Below are 15,404 nucleotides of genomic sequence, written 5' to 3'. Positions count from 1 at the left end.
GTTCATCATTATGCAAGTTTTACTTCCAAAGTAACTTCATCAGTTGATAGTTTCCAAGCGACACCATTCGGAGCATTTACCGATAATGGGTAACTGTGCTCTCCCTCAGCATCTGTTTCAGATGCGTCGATTGTAATTGTGAAATCCGATTTTTCCAAGGAATTTATCAAGTCTTTCTTGGCTGTGACTGTAACGTCTACAACGCCTTGCGTAGGCTTGAGAAAGGAACTAGTATACTTCTCGTCAAGCCCATTCACTGCGACAGGAACATCTTTAAATTGTTTCGTCACGTCAGCTTCTGCCTCTTCAGTAGTCTCTTCTATGCCCGGATCCATTGATATATCAGGTGGGGGATCTTCTTCTGACTGGATTGTCACCGCTACGTTGACAGTGATTTTATCATCAGAAAGCTTAGTAACTCCCTTTGGCTTCGGTAAAGTCAATTCAATTGTGCCAGACTCTTTTACCTTCGATATGTCTACATCCACTTTTAAATCCTTTATCAAATCGAGTGTTTTCTTAGACCCGTACAATTTGACCGTTTTCAATTCTGTCGTAAGTGAATCGATTGTAACATTGTCACCAGGAACGCCACGCTTACGTAATACAATAGGAACTTCTTTGTTATTCTCTTCAATATCAACTTTAACATTTACTTCAGCAGGTTCGATTGTGACATTCAGTTTGTTCAGTTCGCGGTCGAGTACACGGACTTTCGCGCGTTGTTCAAATGATTTATTAATACCTTTATCTCCAGTTGCTGAAACCTTTACGAATTCAACCGCGTCAACAACACTCTTCGCTCCAGTTACTTGAATTTCTGAAGGTTCAACTTCCATTTTGACTAGATTATAGTTTTCTGCAAGTAATCGTTCATTCAATTCAGGATCTACTTTAAATGTCTTTGAAATCTTCTCTTCGATGACTACATCTACAGTGGCAGGGTCAAGCCGAACATTCAGCTTTTCAGACAGGTTTTCCGTATCGATACGGACTGTATGCTTGCCGTTGTTCAGACTTCTCAAGTCGACTTTCAAGATGAAGTCCCTCATCACTTTTGTCGTCTGCACAATATTCACTGGGCCATCAATCGTGACATCTATTTTTTCAGGAACCCCTGTTACGACTAGATTTTCGTTATCATAATACACTTCGACAGGAACATCGCGGATGACATCCCATGTATCTCCAACCGTGTTGCGATCCGTTTTGGAATCTTCCACTTGTACAGAAAAAAACAAGATGATCGCGAGTGCCAATGCCGTGACTCTTAAAAACCACGGTTTGTCCATGAGCTTATCGATCATTTTCTTTTCCCCCATTTCCAGAATGGATTAGGCGTATCTTCATTATCCACGCCAAACCAAGCTTCACGCAACTGCTTAGCAAATTCCTCCATTGTCAGATTCCGATTGATATCTCCGTTTGCTGTAAGGCTCACTGCACCTGTTTCTTCTGACACAACAATCGTAATAGCATCGGTCACTTCACTCAAACCTATTGCAGCACGGTGCCTCGTACCTAGTTCTTTAGAGATGAAGGGATTTTCTGAAAGTGGTAAATAACAACCTGCTGCTGCAATTTGGTTTTTCTGAATGATAACAGCACCATCATGCAGTGGCGTGTTAGGGATGAATATATTAATAATTAGTTCTGATGTGACATTTGAATTCATCTGAATTCCGGTTTCTATGTATTCGCTTAAACCGGTTTCTTTTTCAATGGAAATAAGCGCACCGATACGCCGTTTCGCCATATAACTGACAGACTTACTAAATGCCTCGATTAGACGGTCTCTTTCCTCATCTTCATGCATTGCAGAACTTGCAAACAAACGTCCTCGTCCAAGTTGTTCAAGTGCACGACGGATTTCAGGTTGGAAGAGAATGATAATGGCTAGGAACCCCCATACCACCACCTGTTCCATCATCCATTTCAATGTATCGAGACCGAGGTATTCAGTCAGAATACGAGCGAATAGGATGACAAAAATTCCTTTCAACAACTGAACGGCTTTCGTTCCTTTTATAATGGTAATTAATTTATAAAAGACGAACCAAACGAGAAGCACATCCACTATATTTTTAATTATTTCAATCGGACTTAAGTTTGTAATCATTTCCCAGACTGGCATGCGCTTCCCTCACCTTCATCCCTCATTCTTATACAATAAGTATAACATATAGGCGCAGGCCAATGCCTTGAAAAAGCTATACGTAAAAGTCGATCGGTTGCATCTGATAACGAGCAGCCGATCGACTTTTTGTTCTATTCTGTTGTAGGTTCGCTGTCTGAAGACGGAATCACGTCTTTGACGAACAGTTTGATTTTATACCAAAGCCAATCAAAGGCTTCGTCAATTTCTTCAATACTACCAGTTACAACAGCTGTTGAAGCCATATACTTAGAACCGCGGATGACAGTGACATTTCCATCCACTTCTCCTTCGATCCGAACATTTCCGTTCTTCACGACTAAATCGCCCTTAATGATCTCACCTGCTGGCACAACAACAGTCTCGCCTTCAATAATCAGATTCGGCTGCTTTGTGAATGAAAACTGCTGATTGTTACTAAAATTCGAAAAGAGCGTTGCGCTCATTAAGAGGAAAAATAATGCTGCTGCCGCTATTAACGGGTGTCTTCTTAAAATGCGTGAAATGCCTGCTTGCGACTTTTCTTTCGGCAGTCGCGTCATGACACCTGAAACGAACCCTTCCGGTGCCCTTATGGGAGATGCGCTTTGAAGCAACTGCTCCGACATTTTAAATTCTTCCATCATGTCATTACACTGAGGACATGATGAAAGATGTTGTTGCAATGCCTGCTCTTCATCACGGCTAATATCTCCGTCTAAATACGCGTGCATTAAATGGATAACTGGTTGCTGACACGTATTCATTCTTAATTCCCTCCTACATATTACCCATTTGTTTCCGAAGCGCTTCACGTCCACGGTGAACCCGGGTCTTTACGGTTCCTAACGGTAGTTCTAAAATATCGCTAATCTCTTGCAACGGCAATTCTTCCATGTACCGAAGTATGATAACTGTACGGTATTTATCAGGTAGCCTGCTAATTTCATATTGGACCCGATCTTGCGTTTCCATACGTTCAATTTCTTCTTCCGGCAGGTCGCCCGTTGCAGCAATCTGGGAATACATATTCAGACCATCTGTACCAGGTACAGTCGCATCAAGATAATAATCCGGTTTCTTTTTACGGATTCTATCAATACATAGATTTGTCGCAATTCTGTAAAGCCAAGTTGAGAATTTGCGTTTTTGATCGTACGTATGAATGTTCACGTATGCTCTCACAAATGCTTCTTGTGCAATGTCCTCAGCTTCCTGGGCATTGCCTAACATTCGATAGCAGACTTGATACAGCCGTTGCTGGAATAACGTTACGATTTCTTCGAACGCTTCCTGATTACCTTTAAGAACTTGATTTATTCGTTTATTAACTAATTCATCCAATGACTTTCATCCTCCGCTCTATGCGGCTGTTCCTTCTATACGTTTGAAGGGTGCAACAGGTTTCATTTTTTATATATATTTTTATTTTACCAAACTTTGAGAAGTATTTCCTTATTTATAAGAATTATCAGCTGGAATATATAAAAAACCACTTGGAATAATCCAAGCAGTCTATGATATTTATAATAATTTTTCACCGAACAGTGAACCCATCAGTTCTACTGCCACTTCACCGGTTTTATTTTTCTCGTCGAGTATCGGATTCACTTCTACAAATTCTGCCGAAGTAATAATCCCAGCATCTTCGAGCATTTCCATTGCTAGATGACTTTCGCGATAACTAATACCGCCTTGTACTGGCGTTCCGACGCCTGGCGTATAAATTGGATCAAGTCCATCGAGGTCCAATGATAGATGTACGCCATCAAGATCTTTCGATTGCAAATAAGCAATTGCTTCGTTCATAACTACCGTCATACCATCTCGATCAATTTCGTGCATAGAAAATACTTTGACGCCTTTTTCCTTAATTAGTTTACGTTCCCCGGGATCAACCGAACGCGCACCAATGATAACAATGTTTTCAGGCTTAACTTTCTGGCCGTCTTTGTAAATGTTGACGAGTCTTTCATGTCCAAGACCCATTGTTACCGCAAGTGGCATACCGTGAATATTGCCTGACGGAGATGTCTCTGCCGTATTCATATCTGCATGCGCATCATACCAAATAACGCCTAAATTTTTATATTTTGAAGCCAATCCAGCAATTGTACCGATAGCAATGCTATGGTCTCCACCAAGCACAAGCGGGAACTCACCTTTTTCGATGATAGCAGCTACTTTTTCAGCAAGCTCTGTCGTCGCTGAAACGACTTCTTCAAGATTCTTTAAATTCGTATCTTCACGATGTGACCGTTCAATTGCACTTACTTGGATATCGCCTTCATCTTTCAACGTATGCCCGATCGCTTCGAGTCTCTTTATAGCGCCCGCATAACGAATTGCACTAGGTCCCATATCGACGCCTCTACGGCTTTGACCGAAATCAAGCGGAACACCAACTACAGTTATGTCTAATTTTTTCATCTTAACGACCTCCCTTACCATTCCTATTGTAAATCCTAAAATGAAATGGCTCAACCTAACAAGTTTTCGAATATTTATTCATGTATGTGTCTTCGAAATCATGTATTCGCATTCTTCGGGAGGCAAGGGTTTGCTATAAAAATAACCTTGTCCTTCTGTACAACCAAGTTCCAGTAATAACTTCGCCTGTTTTTCTGTTTCAATACCTTCAGCAATCACTTGTAGTTCTGCAGTTCCTGCCAATGTAATAATTGCTTGGACAATGGCGCGGCTATTTTCATTCACATCAATATCACGAATGAATGACATATCGATCTTAAGCGTGTCAGCAGGCAATTCTTTTATATAACTGAATGTACTGTATCCCGTTCCAAAGTCGTCAATAGCTACTTGAATACCTAGCTCTCTTATTCGCTGAATCGTTTCTCGCATTTCATCACGGTTAGCAAATGACGTTTCAGTCAATTCAATTTCAATCAATTCTGCTGTTACCCTTTCTTCGTTTAAGATTCTGTTGATCGTTTCGACAATTGTTGGTTCTTCCAATTGAACAGTCGACATATTCACAGCTATGCGAAATGATTTGTATCCTTGTTGCTTCCATATATAAGCTTGTTTGCATGCCTCTCTTAAAATCCATTCACCTAGTGGCAGGATGATTTTGGTTTCTTCTGCAATCGGAATGAATTTATCAGGAGCTATTCGGCCTAGGTCTGGATGATTCCACCTTACTAGTGCTTCTACTCCAGTTAATTCACCTTCGCTCAAATTCATTTTGGGCTGATATTCTAATGTAAAGTGCCCCATTTGCACACTTTTTCTTAATTCATTCTCCAGTAATATACGTTCCAACGTTTTGGTCGCTGTGCCCGGTTCATACATTTTAAATCCGCCACCCCCATGCTCCTTCACATAATGGAGTGCCTTTTCAGCCTTTGTAATTAGGGCAGACGGAGTTTTTGCATGTTTGGGGAACATCGATATCCCACAACTGATAGAAATGCTACTTGTCTTCTCCGCCATCAAAATCGGTTTTTCAAGTTCTTCTTTTATTTTTGCTGTCATCTTTTCCGCATCTGTATTTGTCGTCCCTTGTAGCAATGTGAAAGCGAACTCGTCACCAGATATACGACCTATCAAATCTTCATCGGATAAAAGATTACGTAGGCGTTCCGCAACAACGGCTAATACGTAATCCCCAGTTTCTTGACCGTACGAATCATTGACATATCGTAGCCTGTCAATATTTAAATAGACTAGACTCATTGGCGAATCATTCTTCTTATTAATTTGAAGCCGATTAAATAACTTTTCACTAAAAGCTGTTCTATTCAATAATGACGTTAACTGGTCTTTATAAGCGAGATCTTTAATGAGCAACTCTGATTCTTTTTGATTGGATATATCATGCATAGAAACGACAACGCAATTGAAAAACTCTCCCTCTTCAACGATAAGCTGTAAATTCGCTTCCATCGTTATAGGCAATCCTTCTTTATCCATTACTTTGAACTCTGCAGGAATTGACTTCAATTGTTCCTTTGCTAAATTCAACGCTTTCGCAAATTTTTCATGATCGTCTGAATGGATGACGTCATATATCGAATTGCTTGCTATCTTGTCCAATTCAAATAAATGCCCGTGGGTAGGTGACATGTATTGAAAATTCCCCAACGGATCAATAACGGATATATAATCTAAAGAGTTTTCCGTAATGAGCCGGTACACTTCGCTATCTTTCCGTATACGGTCTTCCATTTTTTTTCGATCCGTAATGTCATAACGGATTGATATATATCTGTTTGGTATACCTGCATCCGTTAAGAACGGAACAATCCTAGTATCCACCCAATAAAAGCTGCCATCTTTTGCTCGATTGCGGATTTCCCCTTGCCAGACATGTCCTTGTCCTATTGTCGCCCACATATTTTTAAAAAAGGATTTAGGATGGTAATTGGAATTAACGATGGCGTGCGTCTTCCCAATTAATTCAGCTTCGCTATATTTTGATGTTTTGACAAATAGGTCGTTTACATATGTAATTGTTCCAGTTCGGTCTGTTACGGCAATGATGACGGATTGATTAAGAGCGTATGCAATATCGCCTAATAAGCTTTGGAGCGTCGCTTCAGAATTGACATCGGTCATGTTGCGCAGTAGATGGATATACTCATGCATATCTATTCACTTTTCCTTTCTTCGGAAAAACTTATTGTAAATTGTAAGTATTAGCGGGATGTTGTTTAAACTATCTATGTAATATATTCCTTTTCTATCATACTTCTTTGTGATGCTAGATGGGTATGGTCTATATGAATTTTATTTGAAGTTTTGTGAAGGGATGCTAAGGCGAGGGGTTGGTTTTAGGCAATAAAAAAAGCCTTATTTTTGTAAGGTTTTGGGTTGTTGTATGTATGGAATTATTTGTTATTGTTTACTTTTGTACTCGGTTTTTTTGTTTTTTTCGTTTGGATATTAGAACCATGTGCTCGAAATACCTTCGGTATTTCTCGCAAATCTTTTTTAACGCTTCTCGTTAAAAAAGATTGGCTGGGGTAGCTGGATTCGAACCAACGAATGACGGAGTCAAAGTCCGTTGCCTTACCGCTTGGCTATACCCCATTTTTTTTATAGTCAGTGGAAGTCGTTAGTAAAAAATGGTGGTGGGGGACGGATTCGAACCGCCGAACCCGGAGGGAGCGGATTTACAGTCCGCCGCGTTTAGCCACTTCGCTACCCCACCAAAATTAGTTATATAAAATAGGATGAAAACAAACATGGTGACCCCTACGGGATTCGAACCCGTGTTACCGCCGTGAAAGGGCGGTGTCTTAACCGCTTGACCAAGGGGCCTTAATAAGAAGGCATGTGTCTATCAAAAGCCGTTGATGAATCGCACAAATGTTATATTAGCAAATTTATACGGTGTGTGCAAGCCTATTTTGCTTTTTAATTTATTAATTCTGTTTCTGATAGCCTTTAAGCTGAATCCATTCATTCGTAGACATAAAAAAAGCGCCTTACTTTTCTTATAGAAGAACGTGTAAAATCCAATCGGAAGCTTCCAACCGGATTCGAACCGGTGACCTCTTCCTTACCATGGAAGCACTCTACCTACTGAGCTATGGAAGCATAAAAAATGGCTCCGCAGGTAGGACTCGAACCTACGACCGATCGGTTAACAGCCGATTGCTCTACCACTGAGCTACTGCGGAATCGTATTATATTTTCTGCATTCCAACGACAAGATTTATTATAGCTAAGATCTAATTAAAAATCAACATTTTTTTCACTTGTCTTTTGAAGCCTTCATAATAGTAGCATGTCTTATTCATAATGGTCAAGTGACTATCATAAAATGCTGTATAGATTTTGTTGGTAAAGGGGATGTGACGTGTGTCTTGAAAGTAAAACTGTTCGTTCTCACAGTAATTTTAACTGCTGTCGTACTATTTTTCACTACTATTCCTGGGACCGACTCGTTAAAAGAAGTTTTCCGTTTAACGGATGAACCAGGGGAAGTCATTGTCCGTGGTATGGCGGGATCTGCGTTGACCATCAATATTTCATTTGGAGAAGAAGAAGTTGAGCAACTAGTACGTGATTTACAGACGCCTTATCCGGTTTTATTTCTAGACATGGATTGGGCAGAAAGATTTCCTGAAATTGTCGCGCTCATAAAGAAGAGAAATATTCCCGTTGGACTTTTAGGACATGCCGGCGAAGCATATGAACAAGACATTCCCTTATTGATGGAGCAAATCAGTAAGTTCGAAAGTCATTTCGGTACACATCCTTTATGGTTCAGAACTGCCGATGAACAGTTTCCACTCTCGTTGCGTACAGCTTTATGGGATGTGGAAATAAATGCGCTCGGCTCTTCTGTAAAATGGATTGATGGTGAGCCGCCTCCGGTTATCGAAGGAGAAATTATTTCACTACCCCATCACAGGGAAGAGCGGGTCAGTCTCGCTTCTTTGAAAAAGTTAAACGAAACGCGGAAATACACATCTTTAGAGAACGTCTTGTTTAAGATGTCCATTAAGACGAAAAGAATACCAGAGTGATCTAGATTATGGACTTCTATGCGCGTTTATGGACTTTTGAATGGAGTTATGGACTTCTGAGGACGATTTGAAAGGTTTTATTGAATTAAAAAAGGCACGGCTTCCGTTTGTATGTGGAAGTTGTGCCTTTTTACGTTATTTTGCTTTTTTTGAAGCTTTCTTTTTTCCTTTTGAAGCTGATTGTTCAGTGGCTTTACGTGCTTGTCTACGCGCGTCCAATCTCGCTTTGTCTTCGTCTGATTGACGATTGTATTTTGGGAGCATGAGAAGTTGGTATGCATTGACGGCTAAAAGCGGGAACAATAAGATTGTTACCCATGTATCGATGTTACCTGAACGGACCATTAATGCTGGCAACCATTCAAGTGTCGTTATGACAATCATGAAGAAGAGTGCTGATATGAGTGCGTGTTTCTTAGTCCATTGCGCTTTGAAATAAGCAGTTATGGCAGAGACTGCCAATAATGAGAACAGTAAAGTTAAGTAAAGAACTGTTCGTCCAGTATCGCCTTCTGTTAATTTAAATCGGAAAAAGACAAGGTCAAACAGCACGACTATAATGATGAGTAGCTGAACCCAATTCCATAATGTCAACGTTTTGAACATATTGACACCAAATTGATGAACCGTCAAATAAGCGAAGAATCCCATTTGTGCGACTACACTCATTGTGAAACCTAAGAAAATCATCCAAACGAACGCACTGAAAAATTGAAAGTACTCTCCGTTAGATAAATATTGCGAGAAAAACTCCCAACGTACGATCAAACCGACAATCGCCGTGACAGCTCCTCCTATTAGTAAGGCATTAAAAAAGAATTTTACCCAATTTCGTATGGTCACGATTATGTTCCCCCGTTTTTAATTGCTTCCAATAGTGTAACAACGTTTCAAGTAAAAATCTATTTCATTGTACGCTTCATGCATATTCCTTCTTATATTGTGAACAATAATTGAAAACGCATAACGGAAGGGATTTTGATTCCATGAAGAATAAATGGGTTTCCTGCCTACTTCTCATCTTCCTCTTGGCAAGCTGTAGCCAACAAGCGCAAAGTCCAAACTATGATGAGATGAAAAAAATGATGACGGATGCTTTGCAAACAGAAGATGGAAAGAAAGCCATTCGAAAAATGTTAGCCGATCCGGAATTCCGAGAACTGATTGTTTTGGAACAACCTGAAGTGAAAAAGTCCATTGAAGATGTGTTGTTATCAAAAAAAGGAGAAGACTTTTGGAAGCACGCTTTTGAAGATCCAAAGTTCACTGAGTCGATAGCAAAAAGTATGAAAGAGCAGCAACAGGATATTATGACAAGTCTGATGAACGATTCTTCATTTCTTAAAGAGATGGAATCCTTTTTTGGTGGTGCTGAAATGCAAAAACAAATGGAAACAATTTTGCAGTCAGCAAATATGAAAAAGCAAGTTGAAAAATCTGTAGAAGATACTATTAACAATCCTTTACTAAAGGGCAAGTGGCAAGAATTAATTTTGAAAGCAGGAGAAATTACTCCTTCCGAAAAGGGTGGAGATGGTGGTGGAGATTCAGGTGGGGACAAAAAAAGCAGCGGCGAAGGCAAATGACCTTCACCGCTTGCTTTACTGTTTACTTTGAAGTTTTATCAATAATTTCCTGCGCAATCGTTGCATATGTTTGACCGATTGGATGGTCTTTTGCATAGACAGATGGTGCGAAGTCGGTTTCATTCCAATCTGGTTGCCCTAGTGGAATTTGACCTAATAATTCAGTTCGCAACTCTTCAGCTAGACGAGTACCTCCGCCTTTGCCGAATACGTATTCCTTTTCACCAGTTGACTGTGATTGGAACCACGCCATATTTTCAATTACACCAAGTAATGTATGGTCTGTTTGCAATGCCATTGCTCCTGCTCGTGCCGCAACGAATGCTGCAGTCGGATGCGGAGTTGTCACCACAATTTCTTTTGAAGCCGGAATCATTTGGTGGATATCAAGTGCTACATCACCTGTACCCGGTGGCAAATCAAGAATGAGGTAATCAAGATCCCCCCAATCCACATCCCGGAAGAACTGGTCAAGCACTTTACCGAGCATCGGTCCACGCCAGACGACAGGTGCATTGTCTTCCACGAAAAAGCCCATGGAAATGACTTTGACGCCAAAACGCTCGACAGGAATGATGCGGTTTTCACGGATGACCGGCAGTTCAGTAATACCCATCATATCAGGAACACTGAATCCATATATGTCTGCGTCAATCAGACCGACTTTCTTGCCGAGTCTCGCAAGACCAACCGCCAAATTCACCGAAACAGTAGATTTCCCAACGCCGCCTTTACCAGATGCAATCGAGATAAATTCAATATTATTTAGCGGAGATAAAAGATCTTGTGCCTCCGATTCAGTTGCTGTCCCACGGAACTTTTCAAGTGTTTCAGCAGGAAGTTCTTCAAAACGGATGCCTACAGAATCAGCACCTGCCGCTTTAATCACTTCAACCACTTTCATTTGCAAAGTCATTTGTTCCGCTGTATTAATTTTGGCGATTGCCAGTTTTACACTCACATGTTGCTTCTCCGGCTTAACCGTTACACTGACGATTCCATCGGTTTCCGCTAGTGTTCTATGTAAAAATGGATCCTTCAATTCGCCTACAACGTCACGGATAATTTGTTCATTCAACAATATGGCCACCCCTTAGAAGGTAATTCAATCTCTCCTAAGTATACCATAGTGATTCTTTTTCAAATGAGGATATGCCTTTAATTTTGCTCGGATGTATGGAATTCAACAATTCCTTCGATAATCGCATCTGCCACTTTTGCATGGTATGCCGGATCTGTCAACAGTTTTCGTTCCTCCGGATTAGAGATAAAGCCTGTTTCAATAAGAACGGAAGGCATTGGAACCTTTTTTAATAAATAAACCCCTTTGATAGCCATCGCTTCTCTATCCGTGTTTTGAAGATTAGCTGCGAACGAACTTTGTATGGACTTCGCTAATAGCTCGCCACCTTCATGTCCCTCTGCATGATAAAACACTTGTGAGCCTCTCCATCTTTCTTCAGGTATCGCGTTAACATGCACGCTTAAAAACATATCCGGTTCTTCCTGAATGGCAATGCTTTCTCTCAATTTCAGATCAGCCATCTTCCGTTGACGCGTTGTGCTGAACTTTTCACTCGGCGCATGCTCCGCAATGGCATCTCCCTCTTTTTCTCGTGTCATCACAATGACTGCACCTTTCTTTTCAAGCTTTTTCTTTAACTCATGTGCAATGCTCAAAGTAATATCGCGCTCAACAATATCGCCTACTGAAGCACCTCCATCCAAGCCGCCATGCCCAGGGTCAATGACAATCTTCACTCCCCCCAGTTCCGGCATAAAGAAACCACGATCTGAAGCTTTTACTCCATACACTACTACAAGAAGAGAAGTCGCAAACAACAAACCAATGACTAGCCATCGTTTCAACATCCACACCGCCTTTTTCCTCCACTATACGTAAATCTTTAGCATGATATGAATGAGCTCCTAAATAAGCTTCGCAATTAATTCCACAAAAAAAGAAGCCGTTAGGGCTCCTTTACAACTCTTATAGCACGACTTCACCAGACCACGCCAGCATGCCGCCAGTCATGTTAGTGACATCATAACCTTCTGCATTTAAAAACTCAGTAGCACGCCCGCTGCGTCCTCCTGAACGGCAAATTATTACATACGGAGTCGCCTTATCAAGCTCTTCCATACGTTCTGGGATTTCACCAAGTGGGATGTGGACTGCACCGTCGATCATACCTTCAGCCACTTCATCTGCTTCCCGCACATCGATCATATGGATTGTTTCACCATTTTCTAATTTATGCTGTAAATCTACTGTCGAAATTTCTTTCATTTCGATTCCTCCTTACCATTCATTTCTTTCATTTTATCTACGGACATATGCATCGTCCAGCAGTTTGATTTGAATGAAGATGGATAACACCGTTCATGGTGCAGCAACTCCACGGTACATCTCTTCGGATAAAGAAGGTTTTTCATTCTGTATGCAGAATAAAGAATAAGTGGTCATTTTCTCCTTATAGCAATGCTCCCTTTATTCCAACCAAATCCCCATCTTTCATATCGCCCAATTCGAAACAACACAAGAGAATAGGAGTTGTCAGGCATGGCAATTGTTTTAAAGAATCGTACATCGGCCAAAGAAACGGAAGTTCTGCGCTTGCTACATAGCAGGATGGCGCTACCGGAAAATCAGTCGAGACGGTTTTCCAACCTCACGAAAGGCTGGGAAGGCGAAAAACGATTTGAACAGTTTTTAGAAGCAATGCATTCAGATGTTTATGTTCTGCATGATATTTGCCTGGAGCAGAATCATTCAGTTTTTCAAATGGATACACTGCTGATCTCCGAAAAAGTAGTGTGGCTAATTGAAATTAAAAATTACGAAGGCGAATATGTTTATGATTCAGGAGCTTTCCGCATTCTTGCGACAAACCAGGAAATTCTGAATCCCCTGTACCAGCTGAATCGAAGCGTTTCTCTTCTACGTTCATTGTTAACTAAAATGAAGATGCCCATACCGGTTAAAGGGTATCTTGTTTTCGTCAATGAAGAGTTTACTTTGTTTCAAGCTCCTGTAGACATGCCGATCATTCTTCCGTCTCAGCTAAAACGTTTTCTGAATCGCCTAAGTCAGACGCCCTCTTCTTTGAACAAGCAACATAGTCAGCTGGCGGATCACCTACTGAATATGCACTTGCCGAATTCACCTTATGAACGGGGGCCGGATTATCAATACGAACAGCTGCAGAAGGGAATCGTTTGCCTTAAATGTTCTAGATTTATGAGCAGGAAAAATATCCGCACAATTATGTGCAAGACATGTGGATTCGAAGAAGCACTCGATGTAAGCATCATTCGAAACGTTAATGAATTAAAACTACTTTTTCCGAAGATGAAGGTTACTACGCCTCTTGTATTGGATTGGTGTACAATTGTAGATTCCAAGAAAACGATTAGACGCGTGCTTGCGCAGAACTTCGTATTTACAGGGGACAATAAACATAGGCATTATGGTGACGAACGAACTGCTACAGAGTGTGATCCTCTGTTACCGGTAAGTCGATTTTAACACGCGCACGGGCACTGAGGTCGCTTCTCTGTTACCGGCTTGACGATTTCGATACGCGCACGAGCACTGAGGGAGCTCCTCTGTTACTGATAAGTCGATTTTAACACACGCACGGGCACTGAGGACGCTCCTCTGTTACCGGCTAAACGATTTCGATACACGCACGGGCACAGAGGGCGCCCCTCTGTTACCGACTAGGCGATTTCTACACGCGCACGGGCACTGAGGACGCTCCTTTGTTACCGGCTAAACGATTTCTGCACGCGCACGGGCACTGAGGGCACTTCTCTGTTACCGGTTTGACGATTTCGATACGCGCACGGGCACAGAGGGCGACCCTCTGTTACCGACTAGGCGATTTCTACACGCGCACGGGCACTGAGGTCGCTTCTCTGTTACCGGCTAAACGATTTCTGCACGCGCACGGGCACTGAGGACGCTTCTCTGTTACCGGTAAGACGATTTCTGCACGCGCACGGGTACTGAGGACGCTCCTCTGTTACCGGCTAAACGATTTCTGCACGCGCACGGTCACTGAGGGCACTTCTCTGTTACCGGCTAGACGATTTCTGTACGCGCACAGGCACTGAGAGCGATCCTCTATTACCGACTAGACGATTTTTGCACGCGCATGTGCACTGAGTGCGCGTGCGCTTCCAACTAATCAAACGCCAATTATAAAGTTATCAACCATCAAAAAAACCCTTCCCCGGCAAAGCCGGGGAAGGGTTTTGTATAAACAATCGATTAACGTTTTGAGAACTGAGGTGCACGACGAGCGCCGCGAAGACCTGGCTTCTTACGTTCTTTCATACGTGAATCACGTGTAAGCAGACCTGCTGCTTTCAATGTACCACGGAAGTCAGGATCTACAGTAAGTAGAGCACGTGCGACACCGTGACGGATTGCGCCAGCTTGTCCAGTGAATCCGCCGCCATTGACGTTTACATGGATATCATAGCTGCCAAGTGTTTGTGTAGCTACAAGCGGTTGCTTAATAACTTCACGTAGTGTTTCGAATGGTACGTAGTCTTCTACGTCACGGTTGTTGACGACGATTTTGCCTTCGCCAGGAACTAGACGTACACGAGCTACTGAACTTTTACGACGGCCAGTGCCGATATATTGTACTTGTGCCAAAGGTGTTTCCTCCTCTTAATTATCCACGAAGCTCGAATGCTTCTGGTTTTTGTGCCGTATGTGGATGTTCTGCTCCAGCATAGACGTGAAGTTTCTTGATTGTTTGACGACCTAGTGGACCTTTTGGAAGCATCCCTTTAATCGCAAGTTCCAACATTTTAGTTGAATAGTTAGTACGCATTTCCAAAGCAGTACGTTGTTTAAGATTACCTGTATAGCCAGAGTGGCGATAGTAGATTTTATCTTTCAACTTGTTACCTGTCAGTTGGATTTTCTCAGCGTTGATGATGATGACGTGATCGCCAGTGTCAACGTGTGGTGTGAACGTAGGTTTATGTTTGCCGCGCAAAATAGATGCAACTTCAGAAGCAAGACGACCAAGCGTCTGTCCTTCAGCGTCGACAACGAGCCATTTACGCTCTACTTCGTGACCTTTAGCCATGAATGTTGTACGCATGTATTGTTTCCTCCTAAAAATATCAATCTGTTCCGTTTTCTCTATCCCTAAACACAAATAA

The 15,404-nt window shown here is 41.8% G+C and carries 15 protein-coding genes and 5 tRNA genes; 3 read left to right on the top strand and 17 right to left on the bottom strand.

Annotated elements, in window-relative coordinates; translation table 11 throughout:
- Positions 1 to 8: 8 nt before the first annotated feature.
- The 11 genes from H9649_RS04080 to H9649_RS04030 all read right to left on the bottom strand — a co-directional run bounded on the left by H9649_RS04080 (position 9) and on the right by H9649_RS04030 (position 7,779).
- Positions 9 to 1,307 (bottom strand): CdaR family protein, encoded by a 1,299-nt coding sequence (locus H9649_RS04080; RefSeq protein ID WP_225229659.1) that lies wholly within the window; start codon positions 1,305 to 1,307, stop codon positions 9 to 11.
- Positions 1,304 to 2,134: a diadenylate cyclase CdaA gene (cdaA, locus tag H9649_RS04075; RefSeq protein WP_191693446.1), complete on the bottom strand. Its 831-nt coding sequence runs from the start codon at positions 2,132 to 2,134 to the stop codon at positions 1,304 to 1,306. Before cdaA ends, H9649_RS04080 begins: the two co-directional genes overlap by 4 nt.
- 134 nt (positions 2,135 to 2,268) lie before the next feature.
- Positions 2,269 to 2,901 carry an anti-sigma factor family protein gene (locus tag H9649_RS04070; protein WP_191693445.1) on the bottom strand — a complete coding sequence of 211 codons (633 nt, stop codon included), beginning with the start codon at positions 2,899 to 2,901 and terminating at the stop codon, positions 2,269 to 2,271.
- A gap of 13 nt (positions 2,902 to 2,914) precedes the next feature.
- The gene (gene sigW, locus H9649_RS04065) at positions 2,915 to 3,478 is read right to left on the bottom strand and encodes an RNA polymerase sigma factor SigW (RefSeq protein WP_191693444.1); all 564 of its coding nucleotides are present in this window, start codon (positions 3,476 to 3,478) and stop codon (positions 2,915 to 2,917) included.
- A 180-nt stretch (positions 3,479 to 3,658) separates the two neighbouring features.
- Positions 3,659 to 4,564, bottom strand: coding sequence for an arginase (rocF, locus tag H9649_RS04060; RefSeq protein WP_191693443.1), 906 nt, complete (start codon positions 4,562 to 4,564; stop codon positions 3,659 to 3,661).
- Between the two features lie 78 nt (positions 4,565 to 4,642).
- On the bottom strand, positions 4,643 to 6,742 hold the full coding sequence (locus tag H9649_RS04055) for a sensor domain-containing protein (protein ID WP_191693442.1): 2,100 nt from the start codon (positions 6,740 to 6,742) through the stop codon (positions 4,643 to 4,645).
- A 369-nt stretch (positions 6,743 to 7,111) separates the two neighbouring features.
- Positions 7,112 to 7,186 (bottom strand) — tRNA-Gln (locus H9649_RS04050).
- Positions 7,187 to 7,222: 36 nt separating this feature from the next.
- A tRNA-Tyr gene (locus tag H9649_RS04045) sits at positions 7,223 to 7,307 on the bottom strand.
- Positions 7,308 to 7,342: 35 nt separating this feature from the next.
- Positions 7,343 to 7,417 (bottom strand) — tRNA-Glu (locus H9649_RS04040).
- A 206-nt stretch (positions 7,418 to 7,623) separates the two neighbouring features.
- A tRNA-Thr gene (locus tag H9649_RS04035) sits at positions 7,624 to 7,696 on the bottom strand.
- A gap of 8 nt (positions 7,697 to 7,704) precedes the next feature.
- Positions 7,705 to 7,779 (bottom strand) — tRNA-Asn (locus H9649_RS04030).
- Positions 7,780 to 7,965: 186 nt separating this feature from the next.
- Between H9649_RS04030 and H9649_RS04025 the strand changes: the two genes are divergently transcribed.
- On the top strand, positions 7,966 to 8,631 hold the full coding sequence (locus H9649_RS04025; RefSeq protein WP_191693441.1) for a polysaccharide deacetylase family protein: 666 nt from the start codon (positions 7,966 to 7,968) through the stop codon (positions 8,629 to 8,631).
- A gap of 135 nt (positions 8,632 to 8,766) precedes the next feature.
- On the opposite strand, the gene H9649_RS04020 is transcribed toward H9649_RS04025, so the two are convergent.
- A complete protein-coding gene (locus H9649_RS04020) occupies positions 8,767 to 9,474 on the bottom strand; it encodes a KinB-signaling pathway activation protein (RefSeq protein WP_191693440.1) in 708 nt (235 codons plus the stop codon).
- A gap of 143 nt (positions 9,475 to 9,617) precedes the next feature.
- Between H9649_RS04020 and gerD the strand changes: the two genes are divergently transcribed.
- Positions 9,618 to 10,217 carry a spore germination lipoprotein GerD gene (gerD, locus tag H9649_RS04015; protein WP_191693439.1) on the top strand — a complete coding sequence of 200 codons (600 nt, stop codon included), beginning with the start codon at positions 9,618 to 9,620 and terminating at the stop codon, positions 10,215 to 10,217.
- A 22-nt stretch (positions 10,218 to 10,239) separates the two neighbouring features.
- Here the strand turns inward: gerD and H9649_RS04010 are convergent, their stop codons facing one another.
- The 3 genes from H9649_RS04010 to H9649_RS04000 all read right to left on the bottom strand — a co-directional run bounded on the left by H9649_RS04010 (position 10,240) and on the right by H9649_RS04000 (position 12,507).
- Positions 10,240 to 11,298 (bottom strand): Mrp/NBP35 family ATP-binding protein, encoded by a 1,059-nt coding sequence (locus H9649_RS04010; protein ID WP_191693438.1) that lies wholly within the window; start codon positions 11,296 to 11,298, stop codon positions 10,240 to 10,242.
- 77 nt (positions 11,299 to 11,375) lie between these two features.
- Positions 11,376 to 12,086 (bottom strand): N-acetylmuramoyl-L-alanine amidase, encoded by a 711-nt coding sequence (locus tag H9649_RS04005; RefSeq protein ID WP_191693640.1) that lies wholly within the window; start codon positions 12,084 to 12,086, stop codon positions 11,376 to 11,378.
- Between the two features lie 121 nt (positions 12,087 to 12,207).
- Positions 12,208 to 12,507: a rhodanese-like domain-containing protein gene (locus H9649_RS04000; RefSeq protein WP_191693437.1), complete on the bottom strand. Its 300-nt coding sequence runs from the start codon at positions 12,505 to 12,507 to the stop codon at positions 12,208 to 12,210.
- Positions 12,508 to 12,780: 273 nt separating this feature from the next.
- Here H9649_RS04000 and H9649_RS03995 point away from each other — a divergent pair, with 273 nt between their 5' ends.
- A complete protein-coding gene (locus tag H9649_RS03995) occupies positions 12,781 to 13,746 on the top strand; it encodes a nuclease-related domain-containing protein (RefSeq protein WP_191693436.1) in 966 nt (321 codons plus the stop codon).
- Between the two features lie 747 nt (positions 13,747 to 14,493).
- Here H9649_RS03995 and rpsI read toward each other — a convergent pair.
- Together rpsI and rplM are read right to left on the bottom strand one after the other, a co-directional pair.
- Positions 14,494 to 14,886 (bottom strand): 30S ribosomal protein S9, encoded by a 393-nt coding sequence (rpsI, locus tag H9649_RS03990; RefSeq protein ID WP_191693435.1) that lies wholly within the window; start codon positions 14,884 to 14,886, stop codon positions 14,494 to 14,496.
- Between the two features lie 19 nt (positions 14,887 to 14,905).
- A complete protein-coding gene (gene rplM, locus H9649_RS03985) occupies positions 14,906 to 15,343 on the bottom strand; it encodes a 50S ribosomal protein L13 (protein ID WP_191693434.1) in 438 nt (145 codons plus the stop codon).
- Positions 15,344 to 15,404 lie beyond the last annotated feature (61 nt).

The organism is Sporosarcina quadrami (genome assembly GCF_014836615.1).
In the GTDB taxonomy this organism is placed as follows: domain Bacteria; phylum Bacillota; class Bacilli; order Bacillales_A; family Planococcaceae; genus Sporosarcina; species Sporosarcina quadrami.
This window is presented reverse-complemented; position numbering and strand designations above follow the sequence as displayed.